Source organism: Burkholderia sp. NFPP32 (assembly GCF_900119325.1).
Classification (GTDB): domain Bacteria; phylum Pseudomonadota; class Gammaproteobacteria; order Burkholderiales; family Burkholderiaceae; genus Burkholderia; species Burkholderia pyrrocinia_C.
In genome coordinates this window covers 225,671-242,718 of sequence record NZ_FPJP01000008.1, presented here as the reverse complement: position 1 = coordinate 242,718, position 17,048 = coordinate 225,671, and the positions used below count along the sequence as shown (strand labels likewise).

The window sequence follows — 17,048 nt, the reverse complement described above, 5'->3', positions numbered from 1 at the left end:
CCGCACGACGACTCGCGTTGCGCCGCGAAATGACGATCCTGGATCCAGGCCGGGGCCATCCGCATGCATTCGCGGTTCATCCCCGACGGCCGACCGGCACCGGTCGGCCTCGTGCGTCACGCATGCACGCCGTCGTTCGGAACGAACCCGATTGCCCGGATGGAACGGAAAGCCGCGCGCTCACGTCGCCGCGATCAACGGCGAAGCGAATACCCTGGCAGGTCGGCGATTCATATTTGCAACATGACACGTTGCGGTTCGGTCTCTTTTCATTCTCTTGTCCCCGTATTCGATACGTCCGACCCACTGAAGCGATCGCCGGGCCGACTGCGTCTGCGATCGCGCTCACGGCACGCACAGATATGCAAGGAGCGCACCATGCTTCATGCCGCAAGGCCGCGCGGGCCGATGCGAGGCCTTCGACGGGGATCGTGCACCGGCGAGGAACGCGAACGTTTCGAAACTGAAACGCCCTCCGGATCGACGACGGGCGGCCTTGCCTGCCGGCTTGCCACACCGGCCCCGGGCTGGCATCGCGGCGTTGTTCCTGGGCGCCGCCAGCAGTCGTCTTACAATCGCCCGACAGTGGCGGTGCACGCATGACAGGACGCGTGCCCTTCGGACGGCTCTCCGCCGCCTGACCGGAAACCCATCCTCGACGCATGCCTGACGCAAAAGACTGGCTGGATATCGACTACCGCACGCTGTTCTACAGCACCGACAGCGACAACCGCGCATCGCAACGCGTGGCGTCACGCCTGGGCCTCGCGCCGCGCGGCATGACGCTGCGGATCGCGTAGCGCCGTGCTCGGCCCGGGCCACCCCGCTCCTGCCTGGCGCAAACACGCTAGCATTCGGACACGGAACGCCGCGCGTTCGCCTTGCACCGCCTCCAGGGATTCGACATGACCACGCACGCCCTCGCCCGCGCCGACGTCGCACGCCGCGTCTTTTCCGCCGGGCAATTGTCGATCGGCCTCACGCTGCCGCTGCTTCGCAGCGGCAATATCGTCGCCGACTTCAACGAACAGCTCGAACTCGCGGCGCTTGCCGATACGCTCGGCTTTCGCGCGCTGTGGATTCGCGACGTGCCGCTGAACAGCGCCGACTATCCCGACCCGGTCGGCCACCTCGACCCGTGGGTGCTGCTCGGTGCACTGGCGTCGCGCACGCGCCGGATCGCGCTCGCCAGCGGCGCGATCGTGCTGCCGCTGCGTCATCCGCTGCATATCGCGAAAGGCGCGCTGTCGGTCGCGACGCTGTCGGGCGGACGCTTCATCCTCGGGCTCGGCTCCGGCGACCGGCCGCCTGAATACGCGGCGTTCGGCGTCGATGCGGAAACGCGGCGCGACCGCTATCGCGCACACTGGGACGTCGTCGCGGCCGCGCTCGGTCTGCCGTCGCGCGTGCTGCCCGACGAAGCGCCGCCCGACGCGCCTGAATTCACGCTGCTGCCGCGCGGCGACGACGCGGTGCCGATGCTCGCGGTCGGCTCGGGCGGACAAAGCGTCGACTGGATCGCGCGGCACTCGATCGGCTGGATGACGTACCACCGCGATCCGGACACGCAGCGCGCCCGTTATTCGATGTGGCGCGCGGCGGTCGACCGGCTCGCATCGCCGGCCTTTCGCGCGTTCGGCGTGTCGATGCGGCTCGACCTCGCCACGCATCCCGATGCGCCGGCTACCGCGTTGTCGCTCGGTTATGCCACCGGGCGCCGCGCATTGGTCGACGTCCTGCGGGACATGCGCGCGGCGGGCACGCATCACGTCACGCTGAATCCGGGAGCGGACCGGCCCGTGCGCGAGGTCATCGAAGAACTCGCCGAGCATGTGCTGCCGGTTTTCCACGACGGGCCGGCGTGATTCGTCAGGAATGCGAAGCCATCACATACGACATGCGTGTCGCGATGATCGTCGTTTGTTCACGATCGGGCGAACGCTCGCGTAACGACGCGCCATTCGCGTTCAAAAACCGTTCCCGGTTCACATCTGCACGCCGGGGCACCAACAAGCACGCGTTACAGGACGCTTACGATTCGATAAAGAAGACGTGTCCGCATATCGGACTGTCTACAGGCACGAACAAGCCGCAAACGCCCGCGCCGCCTCGCGTATGCCCGATTCAAATATTCGTCGATGGAACTATTCGGTTCCGATCGCGATCATGTTAACTTCCGTCCATCGTTCAGCTCCGCGGGCCGCGCGCCGATGCGCGCCCGCATGCCTACCCATGCGACATTTCCTCCTCGGCTGGCTACTCGCCGCCGTCGTCTCGGCCGCGCATGCGGCCTCTCCCGCACCGGCCGCCGCATCGGCCGCTTCCGGCACCGCGCCCGCGCTGACGCCGCAACAGGCCCGGCAGGCACTCGACGTGCTCGAAAACCCGCGCGATCGCGCTCAGGTCGAAACGACGCTGCGTGCGATCGCGGCCGTCGGCGCATTGAGCGCGCCCGCGGTCACGGCAAGCGAAGCGGCTGCGGCAAGCGGCGCGTCGGCTGCCTCCGCGCCTGCCGCGCTCACGTCGAACGGGCTCGCGTCGATGCTCGTCCGCCAGGGGGCGCGCTGGACCACCGAAATCGGCAGCGCGCTGAAGGAATCGCTGCGCTCGCTGCTCGATGTCGGTTCGGTCGGAAGCTGGTGGCATGACAAGCTGGTGCGCGCCGACGAGCGCGCCGATCTCGCGCACGCGATCTGGCTCATCGTCGCCGTGCTCGTGCCCGCGTTCCTGTTCGAATGGTTCGCGAAGCGGCTGCTGCGGCGCGCGCTGGCCGCGCTGGCCGCACGGCGAGCCGACTCGTCGCGCAGCACCGCGCCCGATGCCGTCACGTCCGACGACGACAACGCGCCGCCGCCGGAATCATCTGCTCCACCCGACGCCGCCCACGCTCCCGACACCGCACCCACATCATCGCAAGGCCGCGGCGACGCGCAGCGCCATACCACGCTGCTGCACCGGATGCCGCGCGCGCTCGTCAGCCTCGCGCTGCGCGCGGTGCCGCTGCTCGTGTTCGTCGGCGTCGCGAGCCTGACGATGTCGATGACCGGCGACGCAGGCACGCCGATCGAATCCGCGCTCGAATCGCTGATCGACATCTACGTGATCGGCCGGCTCGTCACGATCGTCAGCCGGCTGTTCTTCCAGCCCGATGCGCGGCAATTGCGGCTGCTGCACATCAGCGATGCATGGGCCGACTTCGCGCAACGCTCGATCGCGCGGATCGTGATCGTGGTCGGCGTGTGCACGGCCGCGGTCGAGATCGCCGCGAACATCGGCCTCAGCGAGGCCGGTCACGTCGCGCTGCTGAAAGCGGTCGCGCTCGTCGGGCACGTGATGATCGCGGCGCTGATCCTGCAGTGCCGCCGGCCGGTCGCCGTGCGAATCCGCGCAGCCGGCGCGGACCGGCCGACCTTCGCGGTAATCGGCAACGCGCTCGCGGACGCCTGGGCGCCCGTGTCGGTATTCATCGTGATGGCGCTGTGGTTCGTGTGGGCGCTCGACGTCCACAACGGCTACCGCGTGCTGATCACGCTCGGCGGCCGTTCGATCGCCGCGATGATCGGCATGCGGATCGTGTCGATCGTCGTGTTCGGCGCGCTCGCGCGGCTGTTCCAGCGCCGCGACGAAGACCGCACGCTCGTCCATCTGCATGCGTACCGCTACTACCCGCTGCTGCGCCGGATCGTATCGGGCGCGCTCGGCATCGTGACCGTCGTGCTGTTGCTGCAGATCTGGGGCGTGCCGATCTTCAGCGCGTTCGAGACCGGCACGATCGGCCACCGACTCGCGTCGGCGCTGGTGACGATCGCGATCGCGGCCATCGTCGCGCTCGTCGTATGGGAAGCCGCGAACATCGCGATCGAGCGCCGCCTGCAGCGCTGGACCCGCGAAGGCAATCTCGTGCGCGCGGCGCGGCTGCGCACGCTGCTGCCGATGCTGCGCTCGCTGCTGTTCGTGATGATCGCGCTGGTCGTCGTGCTGACGGGGCTCAGCGAACTCGGCGTGAACGTCGGCCCGCTGCTGGCCGGCGCCAGCATCTTCGGCGTCGCGCTCGGCTTCGGCTCGCAGAAGCTCGTGCAGGATTTCATCACCGGGATCTTCCTGCTGATGGAAAACGCGATGCAGGTCGGCGACTGGGTCACGCTCGCCGGCGTGTCGGGCACGGTCGAATACCTGTCGATCCGCACCGTGCGGCTGCGTGCAGGCGACGGATCGCTGTACACGATTCCGTTCAGCTCGGTGACGACCGTCAACAATACGAATCGCGGGCTCGGCAACGCGGCCGTCAAGGTCAGCATCGCGTACGGCGAGGACATCGATCGCGCGATCGCGACGCTCAAGGAGATCGGCACCGCATTGCGCGACGATCCGCAGTACCACGACGGCATCCTGTCCGACTTCAGCTACTGGGGCATCGACCAGGTCGACGGCGCGGCCGTTGCGCTCGCGGGGCAGATGCAGTGCACGGACTCGACGCGCTGGAGCGTGCAGCGTGAATTCAACCGGCGGATCGCGGAGACGTTCCGCGAACGCGGCATCCGGATCGCCAATCCGCAACGCAGCCTCGTCGCGTACGCGGATGGATCGCGGCCGGAAGGCAACGGCGAAAGCGAGGACGAAGGCGAAAGCGGCCGCAGCACCCGCAACGGCAATGCCGCCGCAACGGCGGCCCGGCCGCCGTCGGCCGGCGAACCGGAGCGCAAGCCGAGCTGACCGGCAACGGCTAACGGCGCGCCGCGCTCAACGCGCGGCGGGCTTCTTCACGCGCCGCGTGCTTGCCGCCGCGGGCGTCGACGCACCCGGCTTCGCCGTGCGTTTCGCCGCAGCACGCTGCCCGCGCTTCGCACCGGCTTCAGCAGCGGCACACGCGTCCCGCTGCGCATGCCATTGTTCGAGCAGCACGCGCGTCTGGTCGGCGATCGTCTCGATCAGCAGCACCGCGCGCTCGCCGTCGAACGCTTCCCATTCGAGCAGTTGAAGCGCCGAACGCTGCGCGATGTGGAATACCGTGATCTGCCCGAACAGGCTCAGCGCGCGCAACCGCGTGACGGGATCGTCGGCCGGCCGCCCCGAGATGCGGCCGATCAGTTCGGCGCTCACGTCGTTGAGCGGCTTGCGCATGCGCTTCATCAGGATTTCGCTCGCACTCGCCGGCTCCTGGCCACCCTGCTCGCGTGCGAAGAACATCCGCTGGTTCATCGTCTTCGGCGCCGTGAACATCCGGTCCGACAGCGCGCGCAGCAGCGCGACGAACGCGTCGATCAGCACGTCGACGTCAGCGTCCGCATCGAGCATCGCCCACGCATGGCCGACCGCCGGCGCGAACACCTCCCAGCCGTGCTCGGCGATCGTCTCCACGCACGCGCGGTAAACGCCTTCCTTGTTCTCGAAGTAGTACTGGAGCGCCGGCGCGTTCACGCCGGCCATCGCGGCGATCTCGCGCGTCGACGCCCCCGCGAACCCGCGTTCGCCGAACAGCTCGATCGCCGCCTCGATGATCCGCTGGCGCGTCTCGTCGCCGCGCGCGTAGCCGCCCGCCGACGTGCGGCGCAGCTTCTTCGCTTCGTTCATGCCTTCCTCGTCATCCGATCGACCGACATTCTACTTGACACAATTTTAGCAACTGGAATAATTCTTCCACCTGGAATAAATTGGATGCCCGCATGTCGACGTTGCAAGATCCGCCACAGAAAGCAAATCGTCAGGAAACCGGAACAACGCCGCGCAACGGAACCAGCGGATCGAAGCGACGCATCCTGCTCGTCGTCGCCGTGCTCGCTGCCTTCGGCGCCGCCGTCTGGCTCGGCCGCTGGTGGACGGTCGGCCGCTTCATCGAAAGCACCAACGACGCTTATTTGCAGGCGGACAGCATGACTGCCGCGCCGAAGGTCGCCGGTTACGTCACCGACGTCTACGTCCGCGACAACCAGGCCGTGAAGGTCGGCGATCCGCTCGTGCGGCTCGACGTCCGCCAGTACCAGGTTGCACTCGCGCAATCGCTCGCGACCGTCGACGCGCGCCGCGCCGATATCGCGCGCGCCGAAGCCGACATCAACCAGCAGCACGCGAATCTCGACCAAGCCGATGCGCAGGCGAAGGTGTCGCAGATCAATGCACGTCACGCAAGCGACGAATACGCGCGCTATGCGCCGCTCGCGGCGACCGGTGCCGAAACGCACGAACGCGTCGCCGACCTGAAGAGCACGCGCGACCAGACAGCCGCGACGCTCGCCGCGAACAATGCGTCGATCGCAGCCGCACGCACGCAGATCGCGTCGTTCACCGCGCAACTCCAGCAGGCACGCGCGCAGCTCGAGGCCGCGCAGGCCAGTGCCGCGCAGGCGCAGCTCGACCTCGACAACACGGTCGTGCGCAGCACGCTCGACGGCCGCGTCGGCGATCGCACGGTGCGCGTCGGTCAATATGTGCAACCCGGCACGCGCCTGCTGACCGTCGTGCCGGTCGACGCGATCTATCTCGTCGCGAACTTCAAGGAAACGCAGATCGGCCAGATGCGCATCGGCCAGCCCGTCGCACTGCACGTCGACGCGCTGCCGGACGGCGCGCTGTCCGGCGTCGTCGACAGCTTCGCGCCCGGCACCGGCGCGCAGTTCGCGCTGCTGCCGCCCGAGAATGCGACCGGCAACTTCACGAAGATCGTCCAGCGCGTGCCGGTGCGCATCCGCCTCGCCGCGGATGCCCGCGCGCAGCGCATGCTGCTGCCGGGACTGTCGGTGACGGTCGACGTCGATACGCGCTCGGCCCGCGACGAGAAGCGCCATGGCTGACACGCCCGCGACGACACCCGCGCCGCCGCACGAAAGCCGCGCGAGCGTGACCGACTGGATCGCGGTCGCGGCCGGCGCGCTCGGCGCACTGATGGCGACGCTCGACATCTCGATCACGAACTCCGCGCTGCCGCAGATCCAGGGCGAAATCGGCGCGACCGGCACCGAAGGCACGTGGATCTCGACCGGCTACCTGATGTCGGAAATCGTGATGATCCCGCTTGCCGCGTGGCTCACGCGCGTGTTCGGGCTGCGCAATTTCCTGCTGACGAACTCCGCGCTCTTCATCGCGTTCTCGATGATGTGCGGCTGGTCGCATTCGCTGCCGATGATGATCGCCGGCCGGATCGGCCAGGGCTTCACGGGCGGCGCACTGATCCCGACCGCGCAGACCATCATCCGCACGCGGCTGCCGCTGTCGCAGCTACCGGTCGGGATGACGTTGTTCGGCCTGATCGTGCTGCTCGGGCCGCTGTTCGGCCCCGTGCTCGGCGGCTGGCTCGCGGAGAACGTGAACTGGAGCTGGTGCTTCTTCCTGAACCTGCCCGTGTGCCTGCTGCTGATGGCGCTGCTGTGGTTCGGGCTGCCGTCGGACCGCCCGCAATGGACTACGTTCTTCAACGCGGACTGGCTCGGGATCGCCGGCCTCGCGATCGGGCTGAGCTCGCTCACCGTCGTGCTCGAGGAGGGCCAGCGCGAACGCTGGTTCGAATCGCAGATGATCGTCACGCTGAGCGCCGTGTCGCTCGCCGGGATGATCCTGATCGCGCTGTCGCAGCGCTTCGCGAAGCGGCCGATCATGCGGCTGTCGCTGATGCGCAACCCGCGCTACGCGAGCGTGATCGTGATCGTGTCTGCGGTCGGCGCCGGACTGTACGGCGTGTCCTACCTGCTGCCGCAGTTCCTCGCGATCGTCGCCGGCTACAACGCGGAGCAGGCCGGCGCGATCATGCTGCTGTCGGGGCTGCCGGCCTTTCTCGTGATGCCGATCCTGCCGCGCCTGCTCGGCAAGGTCGACTTCCGCGTTCTCGTGATCTCGGGGCTGCTGCTGTTCTGCCTGAGCTGCATGCTCGACATCGGCCTGACCGCGCAGAGCGTCGGCCACGACTTCGTATGGTCGCAGCTGATCCGCGGCGTCGCGCAGATGCTCGCGATGATGCCGCTCAACCAGGCGTCGATGGCGGCCGTCGCGCGCGAGGACTCGGGCGACGCGGCCGGGCTCTACAACATGGCGCGCAATCTCGGCGGCTCGATCGGGCTCGCGATCATCGGCACCGTGATCGACCGGCGCACGACCTTCCATACGGCCGCGCTCCGCGAATCGGTGAGCGCGAACTCGCTGATCGGGCAGGACCGGTTGTCGGCCTACGCGGCCAACTGGTTCGCTCACACCGGCGATCTCGCGTATTCGAACATGCGTGCGCTCGGACAGCTTGCGCAGCAGATCCAGATCCAGGCGGTCGTGATGACCTATTCCGAAACCTTTTATCTGCTGGGCCTCGCGCTGCTCGCGTGCGTGCCGCTCGCGCTGCTGCTGAGAACGCCACGCGGCCCGCAGCCGATGTCGTCCGGCCATTGAACCGTCTTACGCGATGAAATCCTTCTCCCCGCCCCGCCGCCCTGCACTCACGCTGTGCGCGGCCGCGTGCCTGCTCGCCGGCTGCACGGTCGGCCCCGACTACCGCGGCGCACCCGCCGCGCCGGATGCGCCGACCTTCGTGCGCGCGCCGGCATCCGGCGTCGACACCTCAGCGCCCGCACCGAGCGCGTGGTGGCACGCGCTGAACGATCGCCAGCTCGACGACCTGATCACCGCCGCGCTCGTGTACAACCCCGACCTGCACGCCGCGCAGGCGCGCTTGCGCGCAGCGCGTGCGCAGCTCTCGCAACAGCGCGCGGCCCAATTGCCGAAATCGTCGGCCACCGTTGCGGCCATCCGCATGCGCGAACCGGACGTCAGCGCGCTCGGCTCGCTGCTGCCGTCGAACGGCTCGAACCAGTCAAGCGGCGCATCGCCGTCGCTTGGCGGCTCCGGACCACTGCAACTCTATTCGGCCGGCTTCGACGCGACCTGGGAAATCGACCTGTTCGGCGGCACACGCCGTGCGGTTGAAGCCGCATCCGCGCAGGCAGAGGCCGTCGACGCCGACCTCTCTGACACCCAGGTGTCGATCGCCGCCGAAGTCGCGACCGCATACGTCGACCTGCGCGACCGGCAGCAGCGTCTCACGCTGTCGCAGCGCACGGCCGAACTGCAGCAGAAGATGCTCGAACTCACGCAGCAGCGCCGCGCGCGCGGCGTCGCGGCCGATGTGGACATCGAACGCCTGACGACGCTGGTCGAGAACACGCGTGCATCGCTGATCCCGCTCGACGCGCAGGTAACGGAATCGCTCGACCGGCTCGCGATCCTGACGGGCCGCGCGCCGGGCGCGCTCGACGCCGCGCTGTCGACACCGGACACCCCGCTGCCGACGCTGCCCGGCAGCGTCGCAATCGGCGATCCGGCCGCACTGCTGAAGCAGCGCCCCGACATTCGCGCGGCCGAGCGTCGGCTCGCGTCGAGCCATGCGCAGATCGGCGAGCATGTCGCCGACTATTTCCCGAAGGTGACGCTGCTCGGCGATCTCGGCTTCAGTGCGACGGACCCCGGCCATCTGTTGCGCAAGCAGAACTTCACGTGGGTCGGTGCGCCGTACCTGCAATGGAACATTCTCGACTTCGGACGCACACGCGGCGCGGTGCGCGCGGCCGAAGCGTCGCGCGACGAAGCGGAAGCGAATTACCAGAAGGCGGTGCTCGGCGCGTTGCAGGATGCGAACACCGCACTGCAGCGCTATGGGCACCAGCGCGAACACGTCGTTGCGCTCACCAAGGTGCAAACGTCGGCCGTGCATTCCCGATCGCTGATGGACGAACGCTATCGCGCGGGCGTCGCGTCGATGATCGACCTGCTCGACACGCAACGCGAAGCGCTGTCCGCGCAGCAGAACGTGATTGCCGGGCAAGCCGAACTGATCAAGGATTACGTGTCGCTGCAGAAGAGCCTCGGGCTCGGATGGCAGGCGGACGCGGGTTGAAGGCGGGTTGATCGTTGCCGCGCGGCCGTCTCGCGCGATGACCGGTAACCATGCCGACCGGTATCGATGCTTGAAATGCAGTTCGTCAAGCACATGAAGGCATCGCGCGTTCGATCGTCTGCAGCATCGCCTGAGCGATACATGCACGATAGCGTCTCCATACGCACTACTACGAAATCAGCGTGGGGCGCGCAGTGACCGTGCCGGCGACGATGTCGAGCACCTCCTCGATAACGCTCGGCCCATTACAGAACGAATCGGAAATGATTGGCGAATCGCCTCCGGCATTACCTGCGAAGGCGACCTCGAAAATTACAAAATACCGCCGATCTTTTCAAAAACATTGCACGTTATTCGATTTAATTTTGTTTCATATGATCAAAAAAAGTTTGACACTCCGCTTTCGTTCTTGATACCGTCCGATTCAAGCAATTGGACGAATTGTTCACCACGCAATCGATTCCGCTCTACGTTTTTTCGCTTCCGCCGCACCGAAGTGCTCGCCGCCGGCCGTGTCGTTCGCGCACCGGCGCATGCAATATCCCGATGCATCTCATTGGACGACTGCCATCCGGCAGCGGGCCGAAGGATCGAATGAAATGAGCAGGATACCGAAGCTGTTGCTCTAGCAATCCCGCCCGCGCCATGTCCGCGCGGCTGCCCCGCATCGCGGCGCAGCCCTTCCGCTACCGCGTTTTCCGTATTTCGCCCCCGGGGAGAAACCACCTTTCCGGATCGGGCGAAAGGCCCTGTCGCGTCCGCGCCAACCGCGCGAGCGCGACAGAATGCGGCGATGCACGACCCGCACCGCCGTCGACCGTTGTTGTTCGTGCCGTTCGATGTTCAACCGGAGGGGTAATTCAAATGAATCAGGTTGCAGACAAGAAACAAAAGCACATTCGCATCGTCAAGCTCGCATGCGCCGCCGCGGCCGCTTCGTTCGGCATGGCGACCGCCCACGCCGCGCCGGCAGCCGGCTGGACGGAAACGCGCACCAAAGGGTTCCTGCCGCTCGTGCAGCAGAGCGAAGCCGGCGCGCCTGCCGCGAGCACGGCCGCGGCAGCAGCCGCGGCCATCGACATGGCGCCCGGCGAATCGGTGGACATCGTGCTCGGGCTGAACCTGCGCAACGAAGCGCAACTCGACAAGTACCTGCGCGACCTGCATACGCCCGGCTCGCCGCACTACCGGCAGTTCCTCACGCCCGCGCAGTTCGCCGCGCAATATGCGCCGACCGACCAGCAGGTCGCGTCCGTCGTCGCGCACCTGCGCAAGGAAGGTTTCGTGAACATCGTGGTCGCGCCGAACCGGCTGCTGGTGTCCGCATCCGGCACCGCGGCGACCATCAAGTCGGCGTTCCGCACGACGCTCAAGCGCTTCACGCGCAACGGCCGCAGCGTCTATGCGAATACCGACGCCGCACAAGTGCCGAACGCGATCGGCGGCATCGTGGGCGCGGTGCTCGGCCTGCAGAACGTCGAGCTGATGCATACCGGCGCGGGCAGCAAGCCGCAAGGCAACACCAGCAACCTGACGATCCCGGCCGGCGCGTCGGCGGTGCCGCACAACCCGACCGAATTCTCGTCGCTCTACGGCGGCGACGGCACGCCGACGGCCTCGCAAACCACGGTCGGCATCATCTCCGAAGGCGACCTGTCGCAGACGGTGAGCGACCTCAATACGTTCGCCGCGAACAACGGCCTCGGCACGATCAGCAGCAGCATCGTGCAGACGGGCCCGGCAGGCAGTTCGTATACCGATACGTCCGGCACCGTCGAGTGGAACCTCGACAGCCAGTCGATCGTCGGCGCCGCCGGCGGCAGCGTGAAGCAGGTCGTGTTCTACGCGGCGCCGTCGATGACGCTCACCGCGATCACGGCCGCGTACAACAAGGTGGTGACGGACAACGTCGCGAAGGTGATCAACGTGTCGCTCGGCGTGTGCGAATCGTCCGCAAACAGCACCGGCTCGCAGGCGACCGACGACACCATCTTCAAGCAGGCGGTCGCTCAAGGGCAAACCTTCTCCGTATCCGCGGGCGACCATGGCGCGTACGAATGCGCGAGCGGCACGCCGTCGCGCTCGACCTACACGGTGAGCGAACCGGCGACGTCGCCGTACGTGATCGCCGTGGGCGGCACGACGCTGTTCACCAACACGTCGACCAATGCGTACAACAGCGAGATCGTCTGGAACGATCCGAGCTGGCAGCCGGGCACCGTGTGGTCGACGGGCGGCGGATACAGCAAGTACGAGGCCGCGCCGTCGTGGCAATCGTCGAGCCTCACCGGGTCGACCAAGCGCGCGCTGCCGGACGTCGGCTTCGACGCCGACCTGCGCACCGGCGCGATTCTGGTGGTGAACGGCCAGACGTCCGACACGCTGTGGGGCTCGGGCTACCTGAACAACGAAGGCGGCACGAGCCTCGCCGCGCCGATCTTCACGGGCATCTGGGCGCGGCTGCAGTCGGCGAACAACAATGCGCTCGGGTTCCCCGCGTCGAGCATCTACAAGTACTTCCCGACCAACGCGGCGCTGCTGCACGACGTCACGTCCGGCAACAACGGCAGCGGCACCTACGGCTACAAGGCGAAGGCCGGCTGGGACGCGACGACGGGCTTCGGCAGCGTGAACATCTCGAAGCTGAACGCGTTCATCCAGAGCACGTCGGATTTCGCGCGCTGATGGATCGATGACCGACGCCGTTCCGGGTGCGCGCCGTTTCGCGCACCCGGAAGCGCATGCAACTGCGTAAAAAACCCGCGAAGCCTCGCGGGTTTTCTGCCAAACATCCCGATCTTGCCGCGATACTCAATCGGCCCAGTTCCGGACGTAGTCCGGCACGGGCACGCTGCCGCTCCCGTCGGCATGAACCGGCGTACCGCGCGTCGTCTTCAGGGGCAGAATTCCCGCCCACACGGCGAGCGCGAGATCTTCCTCCTTGTCGGACGGCAGCGAATCGCTGACCTTCACGGCCGCTTCCTCAAGGGAAATCCGCAGCACGCTGGTTGCGTTGAGTTCCTTCGAATTGCCCGGTCGCGCTTCATGCTTGCGGCCCGCGGCGATCTTGTCCATGAAGGCATCCAGCGCCGCGAGTTTTTCCGCACTACCCTCCACCGTGTCGAACTGCCCGTAGATCACCGCCGATCGATAATTCATCGAATGACTGAAGGCAGACTTGGCCAGCACGAGCCCATCCAGCAGCGTAATCGCCACGGACGCCTGCGTGCCCGCAGACAACGCCTTGATCATCCGGCTCCCGTTGGATCCATGAATATAGAGGTCATCGCCCCTTCTCCAGTGCGCGGTCGGGATGCAGTGCGTGTCGTGTCCGTCGCCGAATGCAATGTGACAGACGTACGCATCGTCCACGATGCGGTGGAGCATCGTGCGATCGTGATTCGCCAGTTCGGGCAGGCGGCGTATGGTGGTACGGGATGCGGGAGAGATGAGGGTATGGTCTTTCATGTCTGGTTTTCCTGTTCGTGCGCCATCTGGCGCGCATCGAGCGGTCCGCGTTTCGGCAACACGCGGAATTCGATCGAAAACATCTATGCACTGCGAAATGAATCGAATCGGAATCGTGCAGCATCCACGCCCGAACGACGGGTCGATCGACTTATCGACAGTCGCGCGCCGAATCGATCAAAATACGCCGTTGCAACGATCGTCCGACGTACCGGCAATCCGCTGCGAATCGCCCGGCACGGGGCTGCGCCGCGAGAATGCGAACAATACGATGTGCATTGATTCTTAAAAAGAACCAGCCCAAGGAAAAATTCTGGAACCAGCCTATGGATCTCGCGCTGCTCATCTCGTCGCTTTCCAGACAGGACGGCACGACAAGACACAGCCAGCAGGAAGCCCTGTACCGGAGCCTGCGCAACATGCTGCTGGACGGGCAGATTCCGCCCCGCACGCGGCTCGTGTCGACGCGCGTGCTCGCGGCGGAGCTGGGCATCGCGCGCAACTCCGCGGTCTATGCGTATGAGCGTCTTGCCGAGGAAGGCTTCGTGGCGGCCACGCGCAACGGCACGATCACGCTGTGGGACGGATGCGGCCGTTCGAGCGCCGGGAATGACGACAGCCCGGCCCCGGTTCGCCTGGCCGAGCGCGTGTACGGCCTGGAGAACGCCCATCCCGAGCCCGAATGCATGCTGCCGTTCGTCCCCGGCCTTCCTTCGCTCGACGAATTCCCGGTCGCCCAGTGGCGCCGTTGCATCGAGCGCGCATGGAAAGCCGTCAAGCCCGCCCAGCTCGCGTATGGCCCGGTCGAAGGGCTGCCCGAATTGCGGCGCGCCGTAGCCGCCTACATCCAGGTTTCGCGAGGCGTGCGCTGCGAAGCTGGCCAGGTATTCATCACCGACGGCACGCAGGGCAGCCTCGAGTTGTGCGCGCGCATGCTGGCCGATCCCGGCGAATTCGGCTGGCTCGAAAACCCTTGCTATAACGGCGCCAGGACGGCATTTCGCTCGACCGGCCTGAATATCGTGCCGATCGAGGTCGACCACGAAGGCATGGCGCCGACCGACGAACAGTGGCGTGCCCAATCGCCCCGGCTGATCTATACGACGCCGTCGCACCAATACCCGCTCGGCGCGCTGATGAGCCCGCGGCGACGTGCGGCGCTCGTCGAGCATGCGCGCGCATGCGGCGCGTGGATCATCGAGGACGACTACGACAGCGAGTTCCGCCATGGCGGCCAGCCGCTCCCGGCGATCCAGGGCCTCGATGCCGACGCGCCCGTCTGCTATCTCGGCACGTTCAGCAAGACGATGTTTCCCGCGCTCCGGCTCGGCTTCATGGTGGTGCCGCCCGTGCTGGTCGACCGCTTCGCCAGGACGCTGCGCGAACTCGTCCATCGCGGCCATTCCGCCGATCAACTGGCGATGGCCGAATTCATCGACACCGGCCTCTTTGCGCGGCACCTGCGCCGCATGCGGGCGCTGTATGCCGCGCGGCGCAGCAGCCTCGAAGCGGCACTCGCCCGCCATCTGGGCACTTCGTTGAGCGTTCGGGAAAGCCCGGGCGGCATGCATCTGTCGGCGGATCTCGCGCTGCCGCTGCACGATACCGAAGTCGCGCGCGCGGCGGACGCGCATGGCTTGCTGCTTCAGCCGCTGAGCAGCTACGGTGTCGGCGACGGCCGCCGGTACAACGGCTTCGTGCTCGGATATTCCGGGCTAAGCGACGCGACGATCGAAACAGCGACGAGGCAGTTCGCGGACGTCATCGAAAAACTCAACCGCTCGCTGTGCTGAGCGCAGCACGCCGCATCGTCGCTCACAGTTGCGACTCGATCGGAAACAGCCCGAGAAACCAGACTTCCATCCGGCGCGCGGCCGACACTTCCGGTTCTTGATCGAGTTCGACGACCGTCCCGTCCGAATCGGTCTGAACCCACTTGAGCTGCCCCTTCCCCGCCGGATCGGTCCTCGGCTCGACGCGCCACGCGATACGGTCGAGTCGCGATTCCAGGTCGTTTGCAACCTGCGACGCAATCGCCGGACTCTCGCAGTAAACGCCGATCTCCGTATTGAGGTTCAGCGAGCGCGGATCGAGATTCATCGACCCGATGAAAATGCTCTTGTGGTCGAACACGTAAGTCTTCGCATGCAGCGACGCACGCGACGACCCGATGATGACCTGCTTCGAAATGCTCTTGTCGCCCGACGGCCTCCGCTCGTAAAGCCGCACGCCGGCCGCCACGAGATCGCTTCGGTAGCGCCGGTAGCCGGCATGCACGGCCGCCACGTCGGTCGACGCGAGCGAATTGGTCAGCACCGTCACGCGCACGCCGCGCGCCGAGAGCGCGCGCAGCCGATCGACGACGGCCTCGCCCGGCACGAAATACGGCGACACGATCAGCAGGTCATGTTCGGGCTGCAATGCGAGCGCGCGCAGCTGCGGCATCAGATGCCCGTCGCTGTCCTTCGGCGAATGCGCGATCTTCGACGGATCGTCGTACAGCACCGTCGCGCGCCCCCACGACAGTTCCGTGCCCTGCCCATGAACGATCCGGTCGAGCCGTTGCCTCGCTTCGAGCACGTAAGGATTGTCCTCCATCGCCCTCAGGTAGTCGCGCAACCGTTCGCGCTCGCGGTCCAGCCCGCCCGGCGCCGCGTCGTGCCCGACCAGCGCGTCGATCGGATACGCATACGGGGAATTCCAGAACGTATCGAATTCCGTCGAGATGTCCTTCACGACCGGACCATGGACGACGACATCGAGATCGCCGAACTCCAGCATCGACGATGCGCCGAAGTATTCGTCTCCGATATTGCGGCCGCCGACGATCGCCGCCTGGTTGTCCGCGATCATCGCCTTGTTGTGCATGCGCCGGTTGACGCGCGAGAACTCGAACACCGTGCCGATCTTCTTGAACGTACGCGTGGCAACCGGGTTGAACAGCCGGATCTCGATGTTCGGGTGCGAGCTGATCTCGAGCAGCTTGCGGTCGTCCGCGTTCGTGCCGAGATCGTCGAGCAGCGCGCGGACGCGCACGCCGCGATCGGCCGCGCGAATGATCGCGTCGGCCAGTTCGTGCCCGGTCAGGTCGTCGTGCCAGATGTAGTACTGAAGGTCCAGCGACCGGTCCGCGCGGTCCGCAAGCAGCACGCGCGCATCCAGCGCATCGACCGGATCCGTCAGCAGATGAAACGCGTCCTGCCCCGGATGCATACCGGCCTGCTGGCGGAACGCAACGCCCAGCCGCGTGTTTTCCGTGTCGGCGAACGCATGCGTCGGCGCGCGGTCGGCCTGCGGCGGCAGGCTGGCGCACGCGACGAGCGCCAGCAACGAAAGAATCGCACCCCACGAACGCAGCATGATCATGATTACCGTCGCCACTCCCGGGCGAAGCATGTTTATTCCGGCCGCCGGATGGATCTCGGGGCTCGACGGCTGCCCGGGCGCCCGACAGGCATCGCGCGCGGACCGTGCCGCGCCACAGCATACTTCGATTGCCATCGGGACGGCACACTCCCATGTTTTCCCGGTGGTGGTGTTCCGAAGATGCGCGACATGCCGCCGACGCAGTGTTCGCGGTAGCGCCACGCCTGCGGGCAGCGCGCTGCTCAAGTTGCCGAAGCCTGTGCGGACGACGCCCCGGACGGCGCGTAATCGGATGAAGACCAAGCGTCCGGCACCGCACAGACATGCGGCGCGAATAGCCGCCTGA

Annotated in this window: 11 protein-coding genes; 8 read left to right on the top strand and 3 right to left on the bottom strand. The window is 66.7% G+C overall.

Translation table 11 applies throughout. The features are described from left to right. The first annotated feature begins 662 nt into the window (after window positions 1-662). The 3 genes from BT264_RS38360 (at window position 663) to BT264_RS18230 (ending at window position 4,713) form a co-directional block, all read left to right on the top strand. The gene (locus tag BT264_RS38360; protein WP_239483269.1) at window positions 663-800 is read left to right on the top strand and encodes a GNAT family N-acetyltransferase; all 138 of its coding nucleotides are present in this window, start codon (window positions 663-665) and stop codon (window positions 798-800) included. 105 nt (window positions 801-905) lie between these two features. After that, complete coding sequence (locus BT264_RS18235) at window positions 906-1,865, top strand: LLM class oxidoreductase (protein ID WP_072439454.1); 960 nt, start codon at window positions 906-908, stop codon at window positions 1,863-1,865. A 367-nt stretch (window positions 1,866-2,232) separates the two neighbouring features. Beyond that, on the top strand, window positions 2,233-4,713 hold the full coding sequence (locus BT264_RS18230) for a mechanosensitive ion channel family protein (RefSeq protein WP_072439452.1): 2,481 nt from the start codon (window positions 2,233-2,235) through the stop codon (window positions 4,711-4,713). A gap of 27 nt (window positions 4,714-4,740) precedes the next feature. Here the strand turns inward: BT264_RS18230 and BT264_RS18225 are convergent, their stop codons facing one another. Further along, on the bottom strand, window positions 4,741-5,571 hold the full coding sequence (locus tag BT264_RS18225) for a CerR family C-terminal domain-containing protein (RefSeq protein ID WP_072439450.1): 831 nt from the start codon (window positions 5,569-5,571) through the stop codon (window positions 4,741-4,743). Window positions 5,572-5,663: 92 nt separating this feature from the next. Between BT264_RS18225 and BT264_RS18220 the strand changes: the two genes are divergently transcribed. From BT264_RS18220 to BT264_RS18200, 4 genes are all read left to right on the top strand, one after another. Continuing rightward, window positions 5,664-6,788 (top strand): HlyD family secretion protein, encoded by a 1,125-nt coding sequence (locus BT264_RS18220; RefSeq protein ID WP_072439448.1) that lies wholly within the window; start codon window positions 5,664-5,666, stop codon window positions 6,786-6,788. Then, entirely contained in the window at window positions 6,781-8,367 is a 1,587-nt protein-coding gene (locus BT264_RS18215; RefSeq protein ID WP_072439446.1) for an MDR family MFS transporter, read from the top strand. Before BT264_RS18220 ends, BT264_RS18215 begins: the two co-directional genes overlap by 8 nt. Before the next feature lie 13 nt (window positions 8,368-8,380). Beyond that, entirely contained in the window at window positions 8,381-9,868 is a 1,488-nt protein-coding gene (locus BT264_RS18210; protein WP_072439444.1) for an efflux transporter outer membrane subunit, read from the top strand. A gap of 864 nt (window positions 9,869-10,732) precedes the next feature. After that, the gene (locus BT264_RS18200; RefSeq protein WP_072439442.1) at window positions 10,733-12,553 is read left to right on the top strand and encodes a S53 family peptidase; all 1,821 of its coding nucleotides are present in this window, start codon (window positions 10,733-10,735) and stop codon (window positions 12,551-12,553) included. Between the two features lie 126 nt (window positions 12,554-12,679). On the opposite strand, the gene BT264_RS18195 is transcribed toward BT264_RS18200, so the two are convergent. Then, window positions 12,680-13,336: a pyridoxamine 5'-phosphate oxidase family protein gene (locus tag BT264_RS18195; protein WP_072439440.1), complete on the bottom strand. Its 657-nt coding sequence runs from the start codon at window positions 13,334-13,336 to the stop codon at window positions 12,680-12,682. 326 nt (window positions 13,337-13,662) lie between these two features. Between BT264_RS18195 and BT264_RS18185 the strand changes: the two genes are divergently transcribed. After that, entirely contained in the window at window positions 13,663-15,129 is a 1,467-nt protein-coding gene (locus tag BT264_RS18185; protein WP_072439436.1) for a MocR-like pyridoxine biosynthesis transcription factor PdxR, read from the top strand. Window positions 15,130-15,151: 22 nt separating this feature from the next. Here BT264_RS18185 and BT264_RS18180 read toward each other — a convergent pair whose 3' ends face one another. Then, window positions 15,152-16,702 (bottom strand): phospholipase D family protein, encoded by a 1,551-nt coding sequence (locus tag BT264_RS18180; RefSeq protein WP_072439434.1) that lies wholly within the window; start codon window positions 16,700-16,702, stop codon window positions 15,152-15,154. Between the last annotated feature and the right edge of the window lie 346 nt (window positions 16,703-17,048).

Excerpts from the sequence above, each read along its gene's own strand:
- BT264_RS38360 (WP_239483269.1), top strand. The coding sequence starts at position 663 with ATGCCTGACGCAAAAGACTGGCTGGATATCGACTACCGCACGCTGTTC.
- BT264_RS18235 (WP_072439454.1), top strand. The coding sequence starts at position 906 with ATGACCACGCACGCCCTCGCCCGCGCCGACGTCGCACGCCGCGTCTTT.
- BT264_RS18230 (WP_072439452.1), top strand. The coding sequence starts at position 2,233 with ATGCGACATTTCCTCCTCGGCTGGCTACTCGCCGCCGTCGTCTCGGCC.
- BT264_RS18225 (WP_072439450.1), bottom strand. The coding sequence starts at position 5,571 with ATGAACGAAGCGAAGAAGCTGCGCCGCACGTCGGCGGGCGGCTACGCG.
- BT264_RS18220 (WP_072439448.1), top strand. The coding sequence starts at position 5,664 with ATGTCGACGTTGCAAGATCCGCCACAGAAAGCAAATCGTCAGGAAACC.
- BT264_RS18215 (WP_072439446.1), top strand. The coding sequence starts at position 6,781 with ATGGCTGACACGCCCGCGACGACACCCGCGCCGCCGCACGAAAGCCGC.
- BT264_RS18210 (WP_072439444.1), top strand. The coding sequence starts at position 8,381 with ATGAAATCCTTCTCCCCGCCCCGCCGCCCTGCACTCACGCTGTGCGCG.
- BT264_RS18200 (WP_072439442.1), top strand. The coding sequence starts at position 10,733 with ATGAATCAGGTTGCAGACAAGAAACAAAAGCACATTCGCATCGTCAAG.
- BT264_RS18195 (WP_072439440.1), bottom strand. The coding sequence starts at position 13,336 with ATGAAAGACCATACCCTCATCTCTCCCGCATCCCGTACCACCATACGC.
- BT264_RS18185 (WP_072439436.1), top strand. The coding sequence starts at position 13,663 with ATGGATCTCGCGCTGCTCATCTCGTCGCTTTCCAGACAGGACGGCACG.
- BT264_RS18180 (WP_072439434.1), bottom strand. The coding sequence starts at position 16,702 with ATGATCATGCTGCGTTCGTGGGGTGCGATTCTTTCGTTGCTGGCGCTC.